At 63.7% G+C, this 21823-nt stretch carries 22 protein-coding genes; 6 read left to right on the top strand and 16 right to left on the bottom strand.

Features of this window, described 5'->3' with window-relative positions:
• The first annotated feature begins 130 nt into the window (after positions 1-130).
• Entirely contained in the window at positions 131-385 is a 255-nt protein-coding gene (locus tag FJ938_RS23660) for an exopolysaccharide production repressor protein (protein WP_140697947.1), read from the top strand.
• A gap of 246 nt (positions 386-631) precedes the next feature.
• On the opposite strand, the gene recQ is transcribed toward FJ938_RS23660, so the two are convergent.
• Positions 632-2461 (bottom strand): DNA helicase RecQ, encoded by a 1830-nt coding sequence (gene recQ / locus FJ938_RS23655; protein WP_140612261.1) that lies wholly within the window; start codon positions 2459-2461, stop codon positions 632-634.
• A gap of 302 nt (positions 2462-2763) precedes the next feature.
• Between recQ and FJ938_RS23650 the strand changes: the two genes are divergently transcribed.
• Together FJ938_RS23650 and FJ938_RS23645 are read left to right on the top strand one after the other, a co-directional pair.
• Positions 2764-4185, top strand: coding sequence for a coniferyl aldehyde dehydrogenase (locus FJ938_RS23650; protein ID WP_140612259.1), 1422 nt, complete (start codon positions 2764-2766; stop codon positions 4183-4185).
• 378 nt (positions 4186-4563) lie between these two features.
• Positions 4564-5379: a glycosyltransferase family 9 protein gene (locus tag FJ938_RS23645; protein WP_140697944.1), complete on the top strand. Its 816-nt coding sequence runs from the start codon at positions 4564-4566 to the stop codon at positions 5377-5379.
• 183 nt (positions 5380-5562) lie between these two features.
• Here the strand turns inward: FJ938_RS23645 and FJ938_RS23640 are convergent, their stop codons facing one another.
• The 8 genes from FJ938_RS23640 to uxaC all read right to left on the bottom strand — a co-directional run bounded on the left by FJ938_RS23640 (position 5563) and on the right by uxaC (position 12726).
• On the bottom strand, positions 5563-5901 hold the full coding sequence (locus FJ938_RS23640; RefSeq protein WP_140697941.1) for a cupin domain-containing protein: 339 nt from the start codon (positions 5899-5901) through the stop codon (positions 5563-5565).
• Between the two features lie 10 nt (positions 5902-5911).
• Entirely contained in the window at positions 5912-6676 is a 765-nt protein-coding gene (gene kduD, locus FJ938_RS23635) for a 2-dehydro-3-deoxy-D-gluconate 5-dehydrogenase KduD (protein ID WP_140697938.1), read from the bottom strand.
• Positions 6673-7524: a 5-dehydro-4-deoxy-D-glucuronate isomerase gene (kduI, locus tag FJ938_RS23630; RefSeq protein WP_140697936.1), complete on the bottom strand. Its 852-nt coding sequence runs from the start codon at positions 7522-7524 to the stop codon at positions 6673-6675. The genes kduD and kduI overlap by 4 nt, the downstream gene beginning before the upstream one ends.
• Before the next feature lie 21 nt (positions 7525-7545).
• Entirely contained in the window at positions 7546-8319 is a 774-nt protein-coding gene (locus FJ938_RS23625) for a FadR/GntR family transcriptional regulator (protein WP_140697934.1), read from the bottom strand.
• Between the two features lie 113 nt (positions 8320-8432).
• Positions 8433-9713: a TRAP transporter large permease gene (locus tag FJ938_RS23620; RefSeq protein ID WP_140697932.1), complete on the bottom strand. Its 1281-nt coding sequence runs from the start codon at positions 9711-9713 to the stop codon at positions 8433-8435.
• Between the two features lie 3 nt (positions 9714-9716).
• Positions 9717-10301: a TRAP transporter small permease gene (locus tag FJ938_RS23615; protein WP_181165712.1), complete on the bottom strand. Its 585-nt coding sequence runs from the start codon at positions 10299-10301 to the stop codon at positions 9717-9719.
• Between the two features lie 2 nt (positions 10302-10303).
• Positions 10304-11281 (bottom strand): TRAP transporter substrate-binding protein, encoded by a 978-nt coding sequence (locus tag FJ938_RS23610; protein ID WP_140612245.1) that lies wholly within the window; start codon positions 11279-11281, stop codon positions 10304-10306.
• A gap of 32 nt (positions 11282-11313) precedes the next feature.
• Positions 11314-12726 carry a glucuronate isomerase gene (gene uxaC / locus FJ938_RS23605; protein ID WP_140697930.1) on the bottom strand — a complete coding sequence of 471 codons (1413 nt, stop codon included), beginning with the start codon at positions 12724-12726 and terminating at the stop codon, positions 11314-11316.
• Positions 12727-12866: 140 nt separating this feature from the next.
• Between uxaC and FJ938_RS23600 the strand changes: the two genes are divergently transcribed.
• Positions 12867-14387, top strand: coding sequence for a mannitol dehydrogenase family protein (locus FJ938_RS23600; RefSeq protein ID WP_140697928.1), 1521 nt, complete (start codon positions 12867-12869; stop codon positions 14385-14387).
• 52 nt (positions 14388-14439) lie between these two features.
• Here the strand turns inward: FJ938_RS23600 and FJ938_RS23595 are convergent, their stop codons facing one another.
• From FJ938_RS23595 to FJ938_RS23565, 7 genes are all read right to left on the bottom strand, one after another.
• Complete coding sequence (locus tag FJ938_RS23595) at positions 14440-14847, bottom strand: F0F1 ATP synthase subunit epsilon (protein WP_140697926.1); 408 nt, start codon at positions 14845-14847, stop codon at positions 14440-14442.
• Positions 14848-14958: 111 nt separating this feature from the next.
• Positions 14959-16536, bottom strand: a complete 1578-nt coding sequence (gene atpD / locus FJ938_RS23590) for a F0F1 ATP synthase subunit beta (protein WP_181169168.1) — start codon at positions 16534-16536, stop codon at positions 14959-14961.
• 70 nt (positions 16537-16606) lie between these two features.
• Positions 16607-17494: a F0F1 ATP synthase subunit gamma gene (locus FJ938_RS23585; protein ID WP_140697923.1), complete on the bottom strand. Its 888-nt coding sequence runs from the start codon at positions 17492-17494 to the stop codon at positions 16607-16609.
• Positions 17495-17540: 46 nt separating this feature from the next.
• Positions 17541-19070, bottom strand: coding sequence for a F0F1 ATP synthase subunit alpha (atpA, locus tag FJ938_RS23580; protein WP_140697920.1), 1530 nt, complete (start codon positions 19068-19070; stop codon positions 17541-17543).
• Positions 19070-19630, bottom strand: coding sequence for a F0F1 ATP synthase subunit delta (locus FJ938_RS23575; RefSeq protein WP_140697917.1), 561 nt, complete (start codon positions 19628-19630; stop codon positions 19070-19072). The genes atpA and FJ938_RS23575 overlap by 1 nt, the downstream gene beginning before the upstream one ends.
• Positions 19631-19876: 246 nt before the next feature.
• Positions 19877-20272: a DUF4345 family protein gene (locus FJ938_RS23570; protein WP_140612232.1), complete on the bottom strand. Its 396-nt coding sequence runs from the start codon at positions 20270-20272 to the stop codon at positions 19877-19879.
• A 94-nt stretch (positions 20273-20366) separates the two neighbouring features.
• Positions 20367-21062 carry an aspartate/glutamate racemase family protein gene (locus FJ938_RS23565; RefSeq protein WP_140697914.1) on the bottom strand — a complete coding sequence of 232 codons (696 nt, stop codon included), beginning with the start codon at positions 21060-21062 and terminating at the stop codon, positions 20367-20369.
• Between the two features lie 65 nt (positions 21063-21127).
• Here FJ938_RS23565 and FJ938_RS23560 point away from each other — a divergent pair, with 65 nt between their 5' ends.
• Complete coding sequence (locus tag FJ938_RS23560; protein WP_140697911.1) at positions 21128-21370, top strand: type II toxin-antitoxin system Phd/YefM family antitoxin; 243 nt, start codon at positions 21128-21130, stop codon at positions 21368-21370.
• Entirely contained in the window at positions 21367-21822 is a 456-nt protein-coding gene (locus FJ938_RS23555; protein WP_140697908.1) for a type II toxin-antitoxin system VapC family toxin, read from the top strand. Before FJ938_RS23560 ends, FJ938_RS23555 begins: the two co-directional genes overlap by 4 nt.
• The last annotated feature ends 1 nt before the right edge of the window (position 21823 follow it).

The raw sequence follows: 21823 nt of genomic DNA, 5'->3' as shown, positions 1-21823 counted from the left end.
AGCCGGCCGGTCTCTTCACCGCCGGTACTTGCGCAATTGCTAAAATAATGAAAAACCTTCAAACCGGGATGTGGCGTTCCAGTTAGGGAGACGTTTCGAGACTGGTGACAGTTAGAACGTTCTGGCAAAAATGTATTTTCCGCAGTTTCTGATAGGTATGTTCGGCACGCTGGGCTTCGTGGCTGTCTGGATCTTTGCGGCAACGGGTTCCTTATGGCATGCGCTTGGCTGGACCGCGGTCGCCGCGATAGTTTTGCAGATTGGGTATTTCGTCGCCGTAATGATGCTGGTCATTGGGCGCGCATCCCGGAAAATGGACTCCGAGGATTTTGCCGACAGTGATGCCGACTTGCCTGCGCCCTTTGAACATGACGGCGTCGCCTAAAAGCAAAGAGATAGGGCGGTTCTGCATTTCCGCGAAATGATGGAACGCTCTAACAGGCAGGGCAAAAGCCGGCCAAACCTGTCGGTCCCCTCTCCTTGTCGAAGGCAGGATGGCGGTCGACATTGATCGTGTGCAGCGCGACGCCGCCGGCAAGCGCCAGCGAATGCACGCCATTGGCGCGGTGAAGCAGATCGCCCCAACCGGCACTTGGCCGCCGGACCCCACGGACAGCGCCGGATCGCCTCCTCAGGCCGATCCGCCCGCCTGGTGCGCGGCGATCGCGGCGAGAAAAACCTGGCCGAACTCCTTGAGCTTCGCCCCGCCCACGCCATTCACCTCGGCGAAGGCGTCGAGATCGCGCGGGCGGCGTTCGGCCATGTCGATCAGCGTGCGATCGGAGAACACGACATAGGCCGGCACCTGACGCTCCCTGGCAAGACGCAGCCGCAGCGATTTGAGCGTGGCGAGCAGCGATGCATCCACGCCTTCGACGTTCGCGGCGCCCTCGGCCACCCACATCTTGCGCATGGCGCGGCCGCGCATCTCGACGCGGTAGTGGAACGGCACCTCGCCCCGGCCAAGCGCATGGCCTTTGTCGGCAATGGCAAGGCCGCCATGGCCGCTCGGGTCCGGCTCCAGGAAGCCTCCGGCGACGAGCTGCCGGATCAACGATATGAAGAAATCCTTCTTGTGCGCCACGCCGCTGCCGAAGCTCGCCAGCCGCTCATGGCCCCTGGCCAGGACCTTCTCGGTCTCGTGGCCGAGCAGGATGTCGATGACATGGGTGGCGCCGAAGCGCTCGCCACTCTGCGCCACCGCCGCCAGGATGACACGTGCCTCGGCGACGCCGTCCGCGCGCGGCACCTGGTCGAGGCAGTTGTCGCAATTGCCGCAAGGCTGCGCCTCCTCGCCGAAATAGCCGAGCAACACCTGGCGGCGGCACTGCGCCGTCTCGCAATAGCCGATCAGCGTGTCGAGCCGGCGATGCGCCCTCCGCTTGTGCTCGGTGGACGCGTCCTCGTCGTCGATGAACAGCCGGCGCATGCGGATATCGCCAAGGCCGTAAAGCATATGCGCCTCGGCCTTGCGCCCATCGCGGCCGGCGCGGCCGATCTCCTGATAATAGGCCTCCAGGCTGCCCGGCATGTCGGTATGGAAGACATAGGCGACATCGGGCTTGTCGATGCCCATGCCGAAGGCGATGGTCGCCACCATGACGACGCCGGAGAGCGTCATGAAGGCGTTTTGATTGGCCTCACGCGTCTCCTTGCTCATCCCGGCATGATAGGCGAGCGCGGTGACGCCGTTCTTCTCGAGGAAGGCTGCCATCTCCTCGGTCTTCTTGCGTGACAGGCAGTAGACGATGCCGCTCTTGCCGGCGTGGCGCTCGATGAAACGCAGCAATTGCCGCTTGCTGTCCTGCTTGGATTCGATCGCCAGCTTGATGTTTGGCCGGTCGAAACCCAGCACCAGGGTTTCGACCCGCTCGGCGAACAGCCGGGATTCGATGTCGGTGCGTGTGCTCTCGTCCGCCGTTGCCGTCACCGCGATGATCGGCACGTTGGGGAAGATGCCGCGCAGCCGCGACAAGTCCTCATACTCAGGCCGGAACGCCGGCCCCCATTGCGAGATGCAATGCGCCTCGTCGATGGCGATCAGGCTGACGTCGAGCCGCGAAAGCGCCTCGAGCATGCGCTCGGTCATCAGCCGCTCCGGCGCCAGATAGAGCAGCCGCGTCTGGCCGGAAGCGATACGGCGCCAGGCCGCGACATTGGCCTCGCGGTCGAGCGAGGAGTTGATCGTGTCGGCCGCCACGCCGGCAAGGCGCAAGGCGGCGACCTGATCCTGCATCAGCGCGACCAGCGGCGAGACGACGATAGTGAGCCCGCCCAGGACCAACGCCGGAACCTGGTAGCAGAGCGACTTGCCGGCGCCCGTCGGCATCACGGCCAGCACGTGTCGTCCGCTTAGCAGCGCGTCCATGACGTCGGCCTGGCCGGGGCGGAAGTCATCGAAGCCGAACACGTCCTTCAGGACGCGCCGCTTGGCATCCGGCTTGTCCGCCGATCCGTGCATGGAGAGATGGTTCCTCTTTGGCCGAACCATGGTCCTAAAGCGAAGCGCGCGGGAATGCCACCGGGAACTCATTCGTAAAGTCCGAGCTAGCAATTCATCTAAGGCCGCGTCGGTCTGCAGATTCCCGCATAGGGTGTATAGGTTGGCTCCCACACTTTAAGAATCGGACCCGAAACGGGAGCACCTGAAGGGCTGGCTGCGCCGCACTGGCTTGGCACCTTTCCTTGCGGGAGCCGCGGGCCGACTGGATTCCTGCAGGGACCGGGATGTAAGCTCAGCCCCTACGACAGGGGGAGGACGCGATGCTGCAGGTCAGACAGGACACGCTCGGCGACCGGTTCAAACGGCAGCGTGCGGCCTTCCAGGCACAGCCCTTTCCGGACCTTGGCGTACGAAAGGAGCGCCTGAAACGCCTGCTGGCGCTCACCGAAAAGCATGAGGCGGAAATCTGCGCGGCGATCGACGCCGACTTCGGCGGCCGCTCGGCGCATGAGACCCGCCTTGCCGAACTGTTCGTCGTGCGCGCCGGCATCCGCCACACGCTTTCCCATCTTCGCGGCTGGATGCGGAAGCGTCGTGTCGCCACCACCTTGCCGTTCCTGCCCGGCCGAAATCGCCTGCTGCCGCAGCCGCTTGGCGTCGTCGGCATCGTCTCGCCCTGGAACTACCCCTTCCAGCTCGCCATCGCACCGGTCACGGCAGCCCTGGCCGCCGGTAACCGCGTGCTGGTCAAGCCTTCCGAACTGACGCCTGCTTTCTCGGCGTTGCTCGCCAGACTGGCCAGCGAGCACTTTGCCCCCGACGAGTTGAGCGTGATCACCGGCGACGCCGAAATGGGCAAGGCCTTCGTATCGATGCCCTTTGATCATCTCCTGTTCACCGGCTCGACCGCGGTCGGCCGCCAGGTCGCTATCGCCGCTGCCGCCAATCTGACCCCGGTCACGCTCGAACTCGGCGGCAAGTCGCCGGCGATCCTCGATCCCTCATGCGATCTCGATGCGGCTACATCCAGCGTTGCTTATGGCAAGCTGCTCAATGCCGGGCAGACCTGCATCGCGCCGGATTATCTGCTGGTGCCCAGGGGACAGGCAGGCACGGTCGCCGCGAAGCTCGCCACGGCGGTGGCGCGGCTCTACCCCACCCTGCGCGACAACCCCGACTACACCGCCATCATCAGCGACCGGCATTACCAGCGCCTGCGCGCCATGATCGCGGAAGCCCGCCACGCCGGCGCCGATGTCGTCGAAATCAATCCGGCCGGCGAAGAGCTCGGCACTGCGAACCGAAAGCTGCCGCCGACCTTGGTCAGGAATGCCGGTCCGGACCTGCGGCTGATGCGCGAAGAGATTTTCGGCCCGGTGCTGCCGATCGTCGAATATGACACCGTCGACGATGCGATCGACCATGTGAACCGGGCCGACCGGCCGCTGGCGCTCTACTGGTTCGGCCACGACAGCCGCAACCGCCAACGCATCCTGCATGAGACCCTCGCCGGCGGCGTCACGATCAACGACTGCATGCTGCATCTGGTACAGGAGAACCAGCCTTTCGGCGGTGTCGGCGCCAGCGGCATGGGCGCCTATCACGGCGAATGGGGGTTCCGCACCTTCAGCAAGGACAAGCCGGTTTTCCTGCAGTCCAGACTGAGTGCGGGAGGACTTCTACGCCCGCCCTACGGCAAGACGTTCGAGCGGCTTTTCAGCCTGCTCAGGCATATCAGCTGACCAACGCCGGGCGTTTTAGTGCCGGAATGACCAGCGCACCGGCGATGATAGCGGTTGATACCGCCCCTATTATTGCGTTTGGCACATATTCCCTCTGGATTCGGCCGGAATTTGCTGTCTTTTTGCACGATCTTTTCCGACTTATTCCCGATCTCATAGCTAACGGATCCGCCTGGCCATGGATTTGCCCGCGCCGCTGCTTATCTTCTACGTCCGCAACGACGCCCTCGGCGACGGGTTGCTGAGGATACCGGCGTTGCGGGCGGCAAGAACGGCCTTCCCGCGAAGCCATATCGTCTATGGCAGCCAGGGCAAGTCCTCGCTTACGGGCATATTGCACAAGCATGCCGCCCCCTCGTCGACGACTTCAGGACGATTATGCCGCTTTCCGCCATTCTGGCTGAGTTCGCCCGGCCCGGCGGACAAACGACGGTCGTCGACTTCCGGGCGGGCGTGCCCGGGCTGATGGTGACAGCATTGCAGCTTGTCGGCCGCGGCGTCCGCTACGAGCCCAATTTTGCCGGTCATCTCCTGTCGCTGCGGTGGGGCACAAGATGGACCTTGCGGCCCGAACACAATGCCTGGCGCTACCACCGGCTGATCGAGCGCCTCGCCGGCCGGCACTTGCCATTCGACCATCGGCTCGATGTCCCGCAGGCCGCCCGGACCCAGGCGCGCCGGCTTCGCGGAAGCGGCGACCGGCCGCTGGTCCTGCTTGGCGGCAATGCCAGGGGCAACAAGTTCATGAGCGAGGCCCAGGTCGCCGCCATGGCCAGCAATCTCATCGATGCCGGCTATCAGGTTCTGTATCTGGTGACCCCCGGCGACGGACCGACGCCGCAGGCCCTTCTCGCCAGGGAGAGCCGTCTTTCGGTGGTCGGTCCGGAACGCGAGCTCGGTGTCGAGGCGTTCGGCGACCTCCTGCTGGCGCTTGGCGAGATGGCTGCCGCCTATGTGGGCATGGAAGGCGGGCTGGGGCACCTGTTCGCCACCGTCATGACGCCGACGGTGATCGTCAACAATGGCGCCAATCTCGAGCGGTGGCGGCCGCTGTCGAACCGGGTCGAAGTGGTGACGGCGCCGAGGCGCGGCAGAACAGCCAACGTCTCCGACACGCCGGTCGAGTCCATTCTCGAGGCCACGCACCGCTTGCTCGCCGCCGGTCGCCGCGACCACGCGGATTTAGTCTATTAAGTTAAGCTTATATTCACCACAATCCGGCAGGTTCCCAATCCTGCGGTGATGTTTTGAGTACCGCGGCGCCACAAGCGCCCAGGCAACGCCCGCGCCTCTTCGGAGGCGCGGGTTTTGATTTGCGCAAGGGATCAACGCAAGCGTGCATCCTCCGCCCGGCTCGCGGCAAACTGGCGGCGTCCGTCAGATCAGAAAATCAGCCCGGCGCGGCGTGAAACTGTCGACCAGCCGCCCCGCTTCCAGCGCCTTGACGCCATGCACCAGACCGGACGGCACGATGAAGCTGCCGCCGGCATCGAGGACCTTGGTCCGACCGTCTATGGTCACCTCGAAGCGGCCCTCGGCGACGTAGCTTGCCTGGACATGCGGATGCGAGTGCAATGCACCGATGCCGCCCTTGTCGAAACCGAACTCGACCATCATCAATTCGTCCGTGTGCAGCAGAACGCGCCGCCTGTTGCCGTCCGGCGTCGGCGTCCAGGCACCCTCGCCGGCTTGCGCGAACATCTTCGGCTCCGTCATCGTCACCTCCTCACCGCGCCAGCCAGCCGCCATCCACCGGCATCACCGCGCCATGCATGTAGTTCGATGCCTGAGCCAGCAAGAAAACGGCGGCATCGCCAATGTCTCCCGGCTCGCCCCAGCGGCCCGCCGGAATGCGCGCCAGGATGGCAGCGCTTCTGTCAGGGTCGGCACGCAGCGCCTGCGTATTGTTGGTTTCGATATAGCCCGGCGCGATGCCGTTGACGTTGATGCCTTTCGCCGCCCATTCGCAGGCGAGCAGCCGGGTGATGCCAAGCACGCCATGCTTGGAGGCGGTGTAGGACGCGACGCGGATGCCGCCCTGAAAGCTCAGCACCGAGGCGATGTTGACGATCTTGCCCTTGCGCCCACCGGCCAGGACGCGCCTGGCGAAGACCTGACAGAGCAGGAAGACCGTCTTCAGGTTGACGTCGAGCACGTCGTTCCATTCAGCCTCGCTCAGATCGACGGCATCGGCGCGCCGGATGATGCCGGCATTGTTGACCAGCCCGTCGAGCGGTCCGCTTTCTTCCCAGACCCGGTCCAGCATCGGTCCGGCCGCCGCCGTGTCGGCAAGGTCGGCGGTAACAGCTTCGAACTGCCCGCCGACCTCGGCGATCCTTGCCGCCGTCTCGTCCATCGATGAGCGGCCGACGCCGACGACCGCGCCGCCCGCACGCGCGATCGACACCGCTATGCCTTGGCCGATTCCGGTATTGGCGCCGGTAACGAGGATGCGTTTGCCGGCCAGACTGAAAGCGGAGAGGTCGCTCACCGCAGTTCTTCCATCGCCACCGGATCGACATCGGTGTAGTCGACATTGTCGCCGGCCATTGCCCAGATGAAGGCGTAGTTCGACGTACCGGCACCCGAATGGATCGACCAGCCGGGGGACAGCACAGCCTCCTCGTTGCGCATCACGATATGGCGCGTCTCGTCGGGTTCGCCCATGAAATGGAAGACCCGCGCCGTGTCCGCCAGATCGAAATAGAGATAGGCCTCCATGCGCCGGTCATGCACATGGCATGGCATGGTGTTCCAGACAGAGCCGGGTGCGAGCTGCGTCATGCCGACGACGAGCTGGCAGGTTTTCGCGCCATCGGCGTGGATGAACTGGAAGATCGAGCGCTCGTTGCAGGCGTCCTTGCTGCCGAGATCGACGCGCCTGGCGTCGCCGATGCGGATCAGCCGATTGGGATGAGCTTGATGCGCCGGCGCGCTCAACAGGTAGAACTTAGCCGGCTCATCGGCATTCGCCGACGCGAACAAGACGTCGCTGGTGCCCATGCCGAGATAGAACATGTCGCGCGCCAGGAGCGTGAACAGCTGGCCACCGGCTTCGATCGTGCCCGCACCGCCGATGTTGACGGCGATCAGCTCGCGGCGATCGAGAAAGCCCTTTGTTCCTGTCGGCTTGATCGCTTCCAGCCGAAGCGGACTGCCGGCCGGCACGGCGCCGCCGACGATCATCCGGTCGTAGTGGGTGTAGGTCAGGCGGATGCGGTCGAGCTGAAACAGGTCTTCGATATGGAAGTTATGGCGCAGTTCGTCGGCGCCCATGGCCGCCGCGGCGACGGGGTCGATGGCGAAACGCAATGTGTAGTCGGTATGGCTCTGGTTCATCTCTGCCCTGACTTCCAATAATCACTCGCCGGCGGCGGCTTTGACCGAACTGGCATAGAAGACCTGCCTAGCATGCAGGCGTTCGCGGTAGCGCTGCTGGCTGGCGGTGAGGTGCGTGCGCATCGCCTCGCGCGCGGCTTCTGCATCGCCGGACGTGATCGCGTTGAGGATCACCAGATGCTCCTCCTGCAGACCGCGCTGGTAGCTGTCGGATTGCACAAGTTCCGTCGACCAGGGCGAGGTCACGTCGCACGGTATGGCGCGCCGGCCGAGCACGTCGAGCATTTCGACATAGAACGGATTGTTGGTGGCGCTGGCGATGGCGCGGTGGAAGGCGAGATCGGCCGGCCCGGTCGGCTCGCTGTTGAGCAGCAGTCGTTCGAACTCGAAGAAGGCTTCCTGGATCGCCGCTTCCTGCGCGGCATTGCAGCGGATGGCGGCGAGCCCGGCGGATTCGATCTCGATCGCCAGGCGTACCTCCAACACGTTAAGCGCGATGGAATCCTTGGTGCCCATGTCGGCGGCCAGCGCGCCGAATATCGTCGAGATGTGCTCGATGACGAAGACGCCCGCCCCCTGGCGAGGCTCGACCAGGCCGTCGGCGGCAAGCTTGGCCAAGGCCTCGCGGATGACGGTGCGGCTGACGCCGAAGGTTTCGGTCAGCTGGCCTTCGGTCGGCAGTTTGTGGCCGGGCAGGATCTCGCCCGCCTGCAACTGCTTGCGGATCGCCGCCACGACGGTCTCCGAGAGTTTGGGTTTTCTCTCGACCCGGAGGTCGGCAACTGTTTCGGACACGTGGTGAACCTCCTAAAGCAATTCCAGGAAAGTGCGTAGCCGTCTTCCGTCCGGAATTGCGTAAAAACAAAAAGTTGGAGCGGGCCAGCGATTCTATCCGTCGCTGGCCCGCTCTAGTGGAACAGGCTCGGCAGCCATAACGAGATTTCCGGTATGTAGGTGACGAGCATCAGCACGGCGAAGGCCGCGCCATAGAACGGCCAGATCGAGCGCATCGCCGTCCAGATCGGGATGCGGCCGATGGCGCAGCTGACGAAGAGCACGGCGCCCACCGGCGGCGTGCACAGGCCGATGCCGAGATTGAGGATCAGGATGACGCCGAAATGCACGGGATCGACGCCATAGGCCATGACCACGGGCAGGAAGATCGGGGTGGTGATGATGATCAGCGGCGACATGTCCATGAATGTACCGAGGATGAGCAGGACGATGTTGATCAACAGCAGGATGACCAGCTTGTTGTCGGATACCGACTGTAGAAAGGCGACCAGCGCGGCGGGAACCCTGAGATAGGCGAGCAGCCAGCCAAAGGCGGCGGCGCAGCCGATGATCATCAGCACCATCGCCGTCGTGCGCACCGCCGCCGTGGTCGCGGCGACGAAGTCGCCCCAGCTCATCGAACGGTAGATGACAAGCGTCACCAGGAAGGCGTAGACGATGGCGATGCACGAGCTTTCCGTCGCCGTGAAGACGCCCGACCTGACGCCGCCGAAGATGATGCCGATCAGCACGAGGCCAGGAATAGCGGCGACAAGAAGTTGCATCGCGCGACCGAAGCCGGCGAAGGGCTCGGTGGGATAGCCGCGCCGGCTGGCGACCCAATAGGCCGTGATCATCAGCGAAAGCGCCAAGAGCAGGCCTGGTATGACGCCCGCCGTGAACAGGTCGGCGATCGAGATGCGGCCGCCAGCCGAGATCGAATAGATGATCATGTTGTGCGACGGCGGGATCAGCAAGGCGATGATGGCGCCGACCGAGGTGATGTTGACGGCATAGTCGACGCCGTAGCCGCGCGCCTTCATCTGCGGGATCATCAGCCCGCCGACCGCCGAGGCGTCCGCCACCGCCGATCCGGAAATGCCGCCGAACATGGTCGAGGCGGCGATGTTCACCTGGCCCAGGCCGCCGCGCAGATGGCCGACCAGCGATCCGGCCAGCGCCACCAGGCGCGCCGCGATCCCGCCGCGCACCATCAGATCGCCGGCGAAGATGAAGAAGGGAATGGCCATCAGCGAGAACACGCTGACCCCGGAATTGAGCCGCTGGAACACCACCACCGGCGGCAGGCCCAGTATGAGGATCGTCGCGAAGCTGGCAACGCCGAGGCAGAAGGCGATCGGCGTGCCGATAACGAGCAGGAACACAAAGGTTCCGAACAGGACGATCAGCGCCATGGTTCAGGGCTCCTCGCCGGTCGCATAAATGTCGGCGTCGACCGGCAATCCGGCAAAACGCCCGGCCAGGCGCTCCAGCGAAAACAGGCAAACCAGCGCACCGCCCAGAATAACCGGCAGGAAGCTGACCCCGCCCGGCAGGGCGAGCGAGGGCATCACGGTATTCCAGGTCAGCCTTGCCAGTTGTATGCCGTAGATGATCATGCCGGCGCCGAAGGCCAGAACGACAAGGTCGGAAATACTGCGCAGCACCGCCTTCGCCGAGGCGGGCAACACATAGAGCAGCACATCGAAACCAAGATGCGTGCGTTCGCGCACACCGACCGCGGCGCCCAGGAAGATGAACCATCCCATCAAAAGCACCGAGAAGGATTCGGTCCAGCTTGGCGACCGGTTGAGCACGTAGCGCGAGAACACCTGCCAGAAGATGATAATCGTCATCAGCGTCAATCCCGCTCCGCTGACCCATAGGGCCAGCCGGGCAAGCCCGGAAAGAAGGCGCTCCGCCCGCAGCCAGAACCCAGTCTGGCCCGACCGGCCGGAAGGCAGCGCGGGGGTCTCCGCGCTGCCCGGCGTGCTGCCCGTCATCGTCATTTCTCGGCTTGTATCCGAGCGGCCAGGTCTTTCAGCTCGGGCGTCGACAAATACTTGTCGTAGACAGGCTTCATCGCATCGATCAGCGGCTGCTTGTCGATGTCGCTAACCTTCACGCCGGCGGCCTCGACTATGCCGCGCGACTTCTTCTCCTGCGCGTCCCAGAGTTCGCGCATCTTGACGACGCTGTCCTTGGCTGCTTGCCGCACGATCGCCTGGTCTTCCGGCGACAGCTTGCCCCAGCTGGCCTTGGACATCACCAGCACTTCCGGGACGATCTGGTGTTCGTCCATCGTATAGTGCTTGGCAACTTCGTAATGCTTGGCGGATTCGAAGCTCGGCCAGTTGTTCTCGGCACCGTCGATAACGCCTGTCTGCAGTGCCGAATACACCTCGCCATAGGCCATTGGCGTGGCATTGGCGCCGAGCGCATTGACCATGTCGACGAACACGTCCGACTGGATGACGCGGAACTTCATGCCCTGCATGTCGACCATCGAGGTGATGTCCTTCTTGGTGTTGTAGAAGGAACGCGCGCCCGAATCGTAGAAGGCCAGGCCGATGAGGTCATGCGCCTCGAAGGCCTTCAGGATCTGATCGCCGATCGGACCGTCCATGACATGGCGCATATGCTCGACCGAGCGGAACATGTAGGGCAGCGACGGCACCGCGGTTTCCGGTACGATGCCGTTGAATGGACCCATCGAGACGCGGTCGAGATCGATGACGCCGGCCTGGGTCTGTTCGATCGTGTCCTTTTCCTCGCCAAGCTGCGCGGAATGATAGACCTCGATCGAATAGCGGCCATTGCTGCGCTGTTTGATCAGGTCACCCATGTATTTCACCGCCTCGACCGTCGGATAGCCGTCCGGATGGGTATCCGACGATCGCAGTACGGTTTCAGCGTTGGCAATGCCGATCAGCAGCGAGCCGAAGGCGAATGTGGCCGCCGTCACTTTCGATAAAAACAACATGACTTCCTCCCTTTGAAATCAAAACGCCCGGCTCACAGCCGGTACGCCTTCTTGGCAAGCGTGTAGGCAAGCTCTCTGGCCAGTTCATGCGCCTCGTCCTCGCGCAGCCGGTGCGCGGCGACGAGGCGCGCGAGGAACGCACAGTCGACCCGCCGGGCCACGTCATGACGAGCCGGGATCGAGGGAAAGGCACGGGTGTCGTCGTTGAAACCGACGGTGTTGTAGAAGCCCGCTGTTTCCGTCGTCATCTCGCGGAAACGGCGCATACCTTCCGGACTGTCATGGAACCACCAGGCTGGCCCGAGCTTCAGTGCCGGATAGACGCCGGCAAGCGGCGCCAGTTCGCGCGCATAGCTGCTTTCGTCCAGCGTGAAGACGATGACGGTCAGGTCGCGTTCCAGCCCGACGCAATCGAGCAGTGGTTTCAGCGCCGTCACATAATCGGTCCGCGTCGGGATATCGAAGCCCTTGTCGCGGCCGAACTTGTGGAAGATGCCAGGCGAATGGTTGCGCCAGGAGCCGGGGTGGATCTGCAGCACCAGCCCGTCGTCCCGGCTCATCTTGGCCATCTCGGTCAGCATCTGGGCGCGGAACAGTTTTCGCTCGCGTTCGTCCTCCGAGCCGCCGCGGATGCGGTTGAACAGCTCTTGCGCCGCCGCATCGGAAAGATTGGCCGTCTCGGCGGTCGGATGGCCGTGATCGGACGAGGTTGCGCCAAACTCCTTGAAGAAGGCGCGGCGCTGGCGATGCGCGTCGAGATAGCCGGCCCAGGTGCCGGTGTCGCGGCCGGTGATTTCGCCGAGCCGATCGAGATTGGCCGAGAACCCCTCGAAATCGGGATCGACAACCGCGTCCGGCCGATAGGCGGTGACGACGTGGCCATCCCAGCCACTGTCGCGGATCATGCTGTGCCACTTGAGATCGTCCAGTGCACCTTCGGTCGTCGCGATGACCTCGATGTTGAAGCGCTCGAACAGGGCGCGGGGGCGGAAATTCTCCCACTGCAGCAAGGTCGCGATCATGTCGTAGTGACGGTCGGCCGTCGCGGCACTCAGCGGCTCGTCGATGCCGAACAGATGCTCCAGCACATGGTCGAACCACAGCCGCGTAGGCGTGCCCCGGAACAGATGATAGTGCTCGGCGAAGCGCCGCCAGATCGTCCTGCCGTCGGTCTCGACCGGCGCGCCGTCCACGGTCGGCACGCCGAGATCCTCCAGCCGCACGCCCTGGCTGAACAGCATGCGGAAAATGTAGTGGTCGGGCACGATGAGCAATTGCGCCGGATCCGGGAACGGCTCGTTGAGCGCATACCAGCGCGGATCGGTGTGGCCGTGCGGGCTGACGATCGGCAGGTCCTTGATCCCGGCATAAAGGCCCCGGGCGATCGAACGCGGATGGGCCTCGGTGGGAAACAGCAAATCCGCATTGATCAGTGCCACGGTCATCCTCCCGAAGGCGCTATCGGTAGGTTCGGCGGGAAATAATGTCAACATACAAAAATTAGATTGTTGTATGATGACTTCTCTCATTGTGTGGCAGGAGATCGGATGTTACGCCGTCTGCCGATCAGTGCTGAGGCGATTTCATGCCGTCCGACCAGACCAGCCGCGCCACGACGAATAACCGTCTCTCGGGCAAAACCGTTCAGGCGTTACCGGCAGCGGTCGCGACACCCTCCTATGACCGCAGCCGTATTGTCCCGGGTCTCGTGCATCTCGGCGTCGGAGCTTTCCATCGGGCCCATCAGGCCGCCTATGTCGACGACTGCCTGGCGGCGGGCGAGACGGACTGGGGCATAACAGGCGTCTCCTTGCGCAGCGCCGACACGCGCGACGCGCTGGCGCCGCAGGATGGGCTCTACACGCTGGCAATCCGCGGCAGCGGCGGAGAGCGGCTTCAGGTCATCGGTTCCGTCGGTTCGATGCTGGTCGCGCCGGAAGATCCGGACGCGGTGCTGGCGGCGCTGACCGATCCGCACACCCGCATCGTCACGCTGACCATCACCGAGAAGGCTTATCTGAGGGCGGCGGGCGGCGGACTGGACACCACGCATCCCGACATCGTCCACGATCTCGCCAATCCCGGGGCGCCTAGGACGGCGCATGGTTTTCTCGCCGAAGCGCTTGCCCGCAGGCGGGCCGCCGGCACACCGCCCTTCACCGTGCTCTGTTGCGACAACCTGCCCGCCAACGGCGCCACCTTGCACCGGCTGCTGACCGAATTCGCAACGTTGCGCGATGCCGGGCTCGGCTCAACGGGCGAACCCAGCCTCGCTCCGCACATTGCCGACCGGGTCGCATTTCCGTCGAGCATGGTCGACCGCATCGTCCCGGCGACCACGGATGCCGACCGGGCAAGGATATCAGGCGAACTCGGTGTCGAGGATGCCTGGCCCGTGATGACCGAGCCCTTCCGCCAATGGGTGGTCGAAGACAAGTTTCCGTCGGGCCGTCCTGCCTGGGAAAAATTCGGCGTCACCATGGTCGATGATGTCAGGCCCTTCGAGGACATGAAGCTGAGGCTGCTCAACGGTGCGCATTCGGCCATCGCCTATCTCGGCCTGCTCAGCGGCCACGCCACCGTCGATCGCGCCTTTGCCGATCCGGCGATAAGAAGCTTTGTCGATGCGCTGTGGGCCGAGGCCATCCCGACATTGCCGACGGACGCCGGGCTCAACACATCCGCCTATACGGCGGAACTTGCCGAGCGGTTCTCCAACACAGCGCTCGCCCACCGCACGGCGCAGATCGCCAATGACGGCAGCCAGAAGCTGCCGCAGCGCATCGTTGCTGGCGCGATCGAACGTCTCCACGCAAGTGCCGCGCCAAGGCATCTCGCGCTAGTGGTCGCTGCGTGGATCGCGGCTTGTGAAGCGCGCGGCAAGTCGCTGCCGGAAGCGCATTTCACCGATCCGCTCGATGGACCGCTGACGGCACTTCTTGACCGACGGTCGCCGGCGGACGAAACGGTGGCGGCGGCGTTCGACGTGGCCGGCTTTGCCATGGGCGACCGGGCGCGCGAAACACTGATAGGTCTTGTCGCCGACAGTCTCGGACAGGTGCGCGGCGGCGGACCGGCAGCGGCCATCGCTGCATTGGACTTTTAAACAAAAAAGCGAGGCGAGGCCCCGCTTTTCAGTCGGTGATCTGGTGCCGATCTCAGGCCGGCAGAATGGCGCCTTCCAGGGTGGTGAGCTGGCCGAGGAACTGTTCCGCCTTGCTGCGCGCCTGGTCGTCCTTGGCGTCGGCGGCATCTTCCTTGGCTTCCTGGATGCGGCGCGCGAGATCGGCCCGGTCGACATCCTTCACCGCGACAGCCGATTCCGCCAGCAGCGTGCAGCCGGCCGGGACGATGTCGGCGAAGCCGCCGAACACGACATACCGCTCTTCGCCGCCGGACGCGGCCTTCACCGTGACGACACCCGGCTGGATCGTGGTCATGACCGGCGCGTGATGCGCCATGACGGTCATCTCGCCCTCGGCGCCCGGGATGACGACCGACTCGACCTCGGCGGAAACCAGCAGGCGCTCCGGTGAGACCAGTTCGAACTTGAAAGCTTCAGCCATGTCCATTTAGCGAGTAGGGAATAGTGAGTAGAAAGTAGGGAGAGAGGACAACTGCCCCGATAACCCAGCTGCTATTCACTATCGACTACCGACTACTCCCTATTGCCTTGATTACGCCGCTTCAGCCGCCAGGCGCTGTGCCTTCTCGACCGCTTCCTCGATGCCACCGACCATGTAGAAGGCGGCTTCCGGAAGATGGTCGTAGTCGCCGTTGCAGAGGCCCTTGAAGCCCTTGATGGTGTCGGCGAGATCGACCAGCTTGCCCGGCGCGCCGGTGAACACTTCGGCGACAAAAAAGGGCTGCGACAGGAAGCGCTCGATCTTGCGGGCGCGCGCCACCGTCTGCTTATCCTCTTCGGAAAGCTCGTCCATGCCCAGGATGGCGATGATGTCCTGCAGCGACTTGTAGCGCTGGAGGATCGACTGCACCTGGCGGGCGACGCCATAATGCTCGTCGCCGACGACCAGCGGGTCAAGCATGCGCGAGGTCGAATCGAGCGGGTCGACCGCAGGGTAAATGCCTTTTTCGGCGATGGCGCGGTTAAGCGTCGTCGTCGCGTCAAGGTGCGCGAACGAGGTCGCCGGCGCCGGGTCGGTCAAGTCGTCGGCCGGCACGTAGATGGCCTGCACCGAGGTGATCGAGCCCTTGGTGGTGGTGGTGATGCGTTCCTGCAGCGCGCCCATGTCGGTGGCGAGCGTCGGCTGATAGCCCACGGCCGACGGGATACGGCCCAGAAGCGCGGACACTTCCGAACCCGCCTGCGTGAAGCGGAAGATGTTGTCGACGAAGAACAGCACGTCCTGGCCCTGGTCGCGGAAATATTCGGCAACCGTCAGGCCGGTCAGGCCGACGCGGGCGCGCGCGCCCGGCGGCTCGTTCATCTGGCCGTACACCAGTGCCGCCTTGGAGCCTTCGCCGCCGCCCTTCTTGTTGACGCCGGACTCGATGAACTCGTGATAGAGGTCGTTGCCTTCGCGGGTGCGCTCGCCGACGCCGGCGAACACCGAATAGCCGCCATGCGCCTTGGCGATGTTGTTGATCAGTTCCTGGATCAGCACGGTCTTGCCGACGCCGGCGCCGCCGAACAGGCCGATCTTGCCGCCCTTGGCGTAAGGCGCGAGCAGGTCGAGCACCTTGATGCCGGTGATCAGGATCTGCGCTTCCGTCGACTGGTCGATATAGGCCGGAGCCGGCTGATGGATCGAACGCAGTTCGACCGCGTCGACCGGGCCGGCTTCGTCGACCGGCTCGCCGATGACGTTGATGATGCGGCCGAGCATGCCGGGGCCGACCGGAACCGCGATCGGGCCGCCGGTGTCACGCACTTCCTGGCCGCGCACCAGGCCTTCGGTGGAGTCCATGGCGATGCAGCGCACGGTGTTCTCGCCAAGATGCTGGGCAACTTCGAGCACGAGCCGGTTGCCGACATTGGTCGTCTCCAGCGCGTTCAGGATCGGCGGCAGATGCTCGCCGAACTGAACGTCGACGACGGCGCCGATGACCTGGCGGACCTTGCCGACTACGCCCGTTGCCTTGGTCGCCACTGCCGAAGTCCCGGCCGCCGCTGCCATGGCCGGCGCTGCCGCCGTGCTGGCAGGAGCCGCCTTCGCTGCTGCCGGAACCTTTGCCGCCTTGGCGGGAACCGCGGATTTCGGGGCCGCCGTCTTGGGGGTCGCTGCTTTCGCCATCGTCTTTACCCTTTTTCGTCCTTTGTTTTTCACGCGGTCCAGTCGCGGGCCGATGACCCGCGAACCGCGCCTAGAGCGCCTCGGCGCCCGAAATGATTTCAATCAGTTCCTTGGTGATCTGCGCCTGCCGCTGACGGTTGTAGGTGATCGACAGCTTGTTGATCATCTCGCCGGCGTTGCGCGTCGCATTGTCCATGGCGCTCATCTTGGCGCCCATTTCGCCGGCCGCGTTTTCAAGCAGCGCGCGGAAGATCTGCACCGCGATGTTGCGCGGGATGAGGTCGGACAGGATTTCGCCCGGCTCCGGCTCATATTCATAAACGGCGCTGGCGCCATCCGCCGACTCGGCCTGGGCCGAAGAAGCGGTAGCGGCCGGAATGATCTGCTGCGCGGTCGGAACCTGGCTGATCACCGACTTGAACTGCGAGTAGAACAGGGTGCAGACGTCGAAGGCGCCCTCGTTGAAGAGATTGATGACCTTGCGGGCTATCGCGTCGGCATTGACGAAGCCGAGCGTCTTGACCTCGCGCAGATCGACACGCTCGAGAATCATCGACGCATAGTCGCGGCGCAGTATGTCGAAACCCTTCTTGCCGACGCAGATGATCTTGACCTGCTTGCCGTCGGCCAGCAGCCGGCGGATGTGGTCGCGGGCATGACGGGCGATCTGCGAATTGAAGCCGCCGCAAAGGCCGCGCTCGGCCGTGCAGACGATGAGCAGATGCACATCATCCTTGCCGGTGCCGGTCATCAGCGCCGGGGCATCGCCACCGCCGCCGACCGCCTGGGTGATGTTGGCCAGCACGGAACCCATGCGCTCCGAATAGGGGCGCGCCGCTTCCGCGGCCTCTTGCGCGCGGCGCAGCTTCGCCGCGGCGACCATCTGCATCGCCTTGGTGATCTTCTGCGTCGCCTTGACCGAGGCGATACGGTTACGAAGGTCTTTTAATGAAGGCATGCTTCAAACCTGATCCCGTCTTGTCTCATCCGGACTGGCGCTTCGCTCAGGCGAAGGTCTTGGCGAAAGCGTCGATCTCGGCCTTCAGCTTGGCGCGTAGATCGTCCGACAGCGCCTTTTCGTTGCGGATGGCGTCGAGAACGTCCTTGCCGGCCGAGCGCATGTGGCTGAGCAGGCCATGCTCGAACTTGCCGACCTGGTTGACCGGAAGCTTGTCGAGATAGCCGTTGACGCCGGCGAAGATCACCGCGACCTGCTCTTCCGTCTTCAGCGGCGAGAACTGCGGCTGCTTCAGGAGCTCGGTCAAACGCGATCCGCGGTTGAGCAGGCGCTGCGTGGCGGCATCGAGATCCGAGCCGAACTGCGCGAAAGCCGCCATTTCGCGGTACTGCGCGAGCTCGCCCTTGATCGAGCCGGCGACCTGCTTCATCGCCTTGATCTGCGCCGAGGAACCGACGCGCGACACCGACAGGCCGACGTTGACGGCCGGACGGATGCCCTGGAAGAACAGGTTGGTTTCGAGGAAGATCTGGCCGTCGGTGATCGAGATCACGTTGGTCGGGATGTAGGCCGACACGTCGTTGGCCTGCGTCTCGATGACCGGCAGGGCCGTCAGCGAGCCACCGCCGAGATCGTCATTGAGCTTGGCGGCGCGCTCGAGCAGGCGCGAGTGCAGGTAGAAGACGTCGCCCGGATAGGCTTCGCGGCCCGGCGGGCGGCGCAGCAGCAGCGACATCTGGCGGTAGGCGACGGCCTGCTTCGACAGATCATCATAGCTGATCAGCGCATGCATGCCGTTGTCGCGGAAAAATTCGCCCATGGTGCAGGCCGTGAACGGCGCCAGGAACTGCATCGGCGCCGGATCGGAAGCGGTGGCGGCGACGATGATCGAATATTCAAGCGCGCCGCGCTCTTCCAGCACCTTGACGAACTGCGCGACGGTCGAGCGCTTCTGGCCGACGGCGACGTAGACGCAGTAGAGCTTTTCCTTCTCGGGGCCGTTGTCGTGCACCGACTTCTGGTTGAGCATCGTGTCGAGGATGATCGCGGTCTTGCCGGTCTGGCGGTCGCCGATGACCAGCTCGCGCTGGCCGCGACCGACCGGGATCAGCGCGTCGATGGCCTTGAGGCCGGTTGACATCGGCTCGTTCACCGACTTGCGCGGGATGATGCCGGGCGCCTTGACGTCGACACGCCTGCGCTCGGTCGCCTTGATTGGGCCCTTGCCGTCGATCGGGTTGCCAAGCGCGTCAACGACGCGGCCGAGCAGGCCGGGGCCGACAGGCGCGTCGACAATGGCGCCGGTGCGCTTGACGGTGTCGCCTTCCTTGATGTCGCGGTCAGCGCCGAAGATGACGACGCCGACATTGTCGGCTTCGAGGTTGAGCGCCATGCCGCGGATGCCGCCGGGGAATTCGACCATCTCGCCGGCCTGGACATTGTCGAGGCCGTAGACGCGGGCGATACCGTCACCGACGGACAGCACCTGTCCAACTTCGGAGACCTCGGCCTCCTTGCCGAAATTCTTGATCTGGTCTTTCAGAATTGCGGAAATTTCCGCGGCGCGGATGTCCATCAGCCGACCTCTTTCAGTGCAAGCTTGAGCGAATTGAGTTTGGTTTTGAGCGACGTATCGATCTGGCGTGAGCCCATCTTGACCACCAGCCCGCCGAGCAGCGACGGATCGACGGTAACGGAGATGGCCACGTCCTTGCCGGCAACGCTCTTCAGCGTCGCCTTGAGTTCGGCCTCCTGGGCAGCGCTCAGTTCATGAGCCGACGTCACTTCGGCGGCGGCCTCGCCGCGATGTTCGGCTGCGATCTGGCGGAACGCTTTGATCATGCCGGGCACCGCGAACAGGCGGCGATTCTTGGCCACGACGCGCAGGAAATTACCGGTGAGGCCGGTGATGCCAGCCGTGTCGGCGATCGCCGCGATGGCCTTGGCCTGGTCTTCACTGGAAAACACCGGGCTGTTGATCAGCCGCGCCAAGTCGGCGCTACCGGCGAGCATCGCTTCGAAACTGTTGAGGTCGGCTTCGACCTTGGCAACGGAATTTGACTGCAGCGCGAGTTCGAACAGCGAACCCGCATAGCGTTCTGCGACACCTGAGATTGGCGATGACGATTGGGCCACGGACCGACTTTTCTCTTGTCTGACAGGCCGCAGATTATTGGCGCGAGCAAAAACTCTGGCTAAATCTTTGACCTTACTGCATTTTTTCAAGCACGGAGGCGCGGCTTCCGCTATCCCCGGCCGAAAGTCGATTGCCGTCTAGCACAGGCATTTTAAGACCGCAATGCGTCGTTCCGCATGGTTTTCAGGCACTATTGTCGCATCCGGCGAAAGATCGACGCCTCCGACACCGCAATACCCCTGGATTCAGGGCACAAAGCCGAAGGCAAAGGCGAGCGGCAATGCCGCCAGGGCCAATTCCACCACAATGGAAACCCAATTGAAAGGTGTGTTGGCGCCATCCGACATCATCGACAGCAGGCGGCCAAAGGCGGTGAACAGCCAGGAGAAGCCGAGTGCCATATAAACCAATGGCTGCGCGAGCAGGACGCAGCACAGGCCGACGCCGAGATAAAAGCCCGACATCCTGCCGCGCCCCTCGGCGATTGCCGCTGCCTTCTCCGGCCTTGCCTGCAGGCGCAGGATGCGGAAGGCAACGCCCGGCGCCAGGAAAAACAGCAAGCCCAGCAGCACTGTGACGACGGCGCTCGACCAGGCCAGCCACTCGCCCTGGCTCGTCGGCCATGGAAACGCAAAATCCATCTTGTCCCTCGAAACGCCTGCTTTGAAATTTTTGGCATTCTAGCTGAGGTAAAGCGCCGCGCCAGATGGCTCCAGGCACTTTAGGCCAAGCGCATCAACCGAGCGCGAATTGCACTGCCGCCTCGGCATGGATGCGCGTCGTGTCGAAGACCGGAATGTCGAAATCGCGGCGGCCAATCAGCATGGTGATCTCGGTGCAGCCCATGATGAGGCTGTCGGCGGCCTCTTCCCGGCGCAGACGCTCGACCTCGGCGATATAGGCCGCCTTCGAAACGTCGGTGACGATGCCCTGGCAGAGCTCGTCATAGATGACGCGGTGGACCATGTCGCGACCGGCCGCGTCCGGCACCACCGGCTGCAATCCATATTCGTCGGTGAGCCGGCGCTTATAGAAATCCTGCTCCATGGTGAACCGCGTCGCCAGCAGCGCCGGGCGCTGCATGCCGGCGCGCTTGATCGCGACCGCGGTGGCATCGGCGATGTGGATCAGCGGGATGAATATGGACGCCTGCACCTGGTCGGCTAGCTTGTGCATGGTGTTGGTGCACAAAAGCAGCCCTTCGGCGCCGCCCGCCTCCAGCTTGCGCGCCGCTTCGACGAGAAGCACGCCGGCGCCATCCCAGTCGCCATGGTGCTGCCGCTCGGCGATCTCGGCGAAATCGAACGACCAGAGCAGCAGTTTCGCCGAATGCAGCCCGCCAAGGCGCTCGCGCACGATCTCGTTCAGCAGGCGGTAGTAGATGGCGGTCGATTCCCAGCTCATGCCGCCGAGCAGGCCAAGGGTTTTCATGACGGGCTGTTCCTTTACCGTGCAATTCCTATATTATGACCACAAGAGACCACAAGGAGATTGCCGTGAAAACAATGCAGGTTCGGGAAGCCAAGGCAGGGTTCTCGGCACTCGTCGAGGCCGCGGAGAGCGGCGAGCCCACCATTATCACAAAGCACGGTAAGCCAGCAGCGGCTGTCGTTTCGGTCAAGGACTTGCAAAAGCTTTATCCAGCCAAGCGTCGAAACTTCGGGGAGTTTCTTCTGAGCTACCCGGGAGGGATCGAGCTGGAAAGGAATGAGTCACCGTCGCGGGATATCGATCTTTGAGCGGCTATCTTCTCGACACGTCCATCTTATCGGCGTTCGCGCCCGGCAGGCTGCCACTTGCGAAAGACATTGCCAATTGGATCGTATCGCAAGGTGAACAGCAAACGCTCTTCATACCGGTTATTGCTATCACCGAAATCGAGAAAGGCATACGCAAGCTCGATCGTGCCGGGGCATCAAAGCGCGCCGAGAACCTCGCTGTCTGGCTCAATGACACCATTGAAGAATTCGCGGATCAAATTCTGGGGATCAATGCCGACATAGCGCGAAGAGCGGGCCGAATGGAGGAAGCGGTCTCTGCGAAAGGCAAGAACCCGGACTTGGCGGACATACTGATCGCTGCTACGGCGGCAGCCAATGAGCTTACCGTGCTTACGGCAAACGTCAGGCACTTTGAAGCGCTTGATGTTGGGTGCTGGAATATACTGCAAGATCCGCCAGGCCCCGACTGAT

It is taken from the genome of Mesorhizobium sp. B2-4-14 (assembly GCF_006442155.1).
Taxonomy (GTDB): Bacteria; Pseudomonadota; Alphaproteobacteria; order Rhizobiales; family Rhizobiaceae; genus Mesorhizobium.
This window is presented reverse-complemented; position numbering and strand designations above follow the sequence as displayed.

Excerpts from the sequence above, each read along its gene's own strand:
- FJ938_RS23660 (WP_140697947.1), top strand. The coding sequence starts at position 131 with ATGTATTTTCCGCAGTTTCTGATAGGTATGTTCGGCACGCTGGGCTTC.
- recQ (WP_140612261.1), bottom strand. The coding sequence starts at position 2,461 with ATGCACGGATCGGCGGACAAGCCGGATGCCAAGCGGCGCGTCCTGAAG.
- FJ938_RS23650 (WP_140612259.1), top strand. The coding sequence starts at position 2,764 with ATGCTGCAGGTCAGACAGGACACGCTCGGCGACCGGTTCAAACGGCAG.
- FJ938_RS23645 (WP_140697944.1), top strand. The coding sequence starts at position 4,564 with ATGCCGCTTTCCGCCATTCTGGCTGAGTTCGCCCGGCCCGGCGGACAA.
- FJ938_RS23640 (WP_140697941.1), bottom strand. The coding sequence starts at position 5,901 with ATGACGGAGCCGAAGATGTTCGCGCAAGCCGGCGAGGGTGCCTGGACG.
- kduI (WP_140697936.1), bottom strand. The coding sequence starts at position 7,524 with ATGAACCAGAGCCATACCGACTACACATTGCGTTTCGCCATCGACCCC.
- FJ938_RS23620 (WP_140697932.1), bottom strand. The coding sequence starts at position 9,713 with ATGGCGCTGATCGTCCTGTTCGGAACCTTTGTGTTCCTGCTCGTTATC.
- FJ938_RS23615 (WP_181165712.1), bottom strand. The coding sequence starts at position 10,301 with ATGACGGGCAGCACGCCGGGCAGCGCGGAGACCCCCGCGCTGCCTTCC.
- FJ938_RS23610 (WP_140612245.1), bottom strand. The coding sequence starts at position 11,281 with ATGTTGTTTTTATCGAAAGTGACGGCGGCCACATTCGCCTTCGGCTCG.
- uxaC (WP_140697930.1), bottom strand. The coding sequence starts at position 12,726 with ATGACCGTGGCACTGATCAATGCGGATTTGCTGTTTCCCACCGAGGCC.
- FJ938_RS23600 (WP_140697928.1), top strand. The coding sequence starts at position 12,867 with ATGCCGTCCGACCAGACCAGCCGCGCCACGACGAATAACCGTCTCTCG.
- FJ938_RS23595 (WP_140697926.1), bottom strand. The coding sequence starts at position 14,847 with ATGGCTGAAGCTTTCAAGTTCGAACTGGTCTCACCGGAGCGCCTGCTG.
- atpD (WP_181169168.1), bottom strand. The coding sequence starts at position 16,536 with ATGGCGAAAGCAGCGACCCCCAAGACGGCGGCCCCGAAATCCGCGGTT.
- FJ938_RS23585 (WP_140697923.1), bottom strand. The coding sequence starts at position 17,494 with ATGCCTTCATTAAAAGACCTTCGTAACCGTATCGCCTCGGTCAAGGCG.
- atpA (WP_140697920.1), bottom strand. The coding sequence starts at position 19,070 with ATGGACATCCGCGCCGCGGAAATTTCCGCAATTCTGAAAGACCAGATC.
- FJ938_RS23570 (WP_140612232.1), bottom strand. The coding sequence starts at position 20,272 with ATGGATTTTGCGTTTCCATGGCCGACGAGCCAGGGCGAGTGGCTGGCC.
- FJ938_RS23565 (WP_140697914.1), bottom strand. The coding sequence starts at position 21,062 with ATGAAAACCCTTGGCCTGCTCGGCGGCATGAGCTGGGAATCGACCGCC.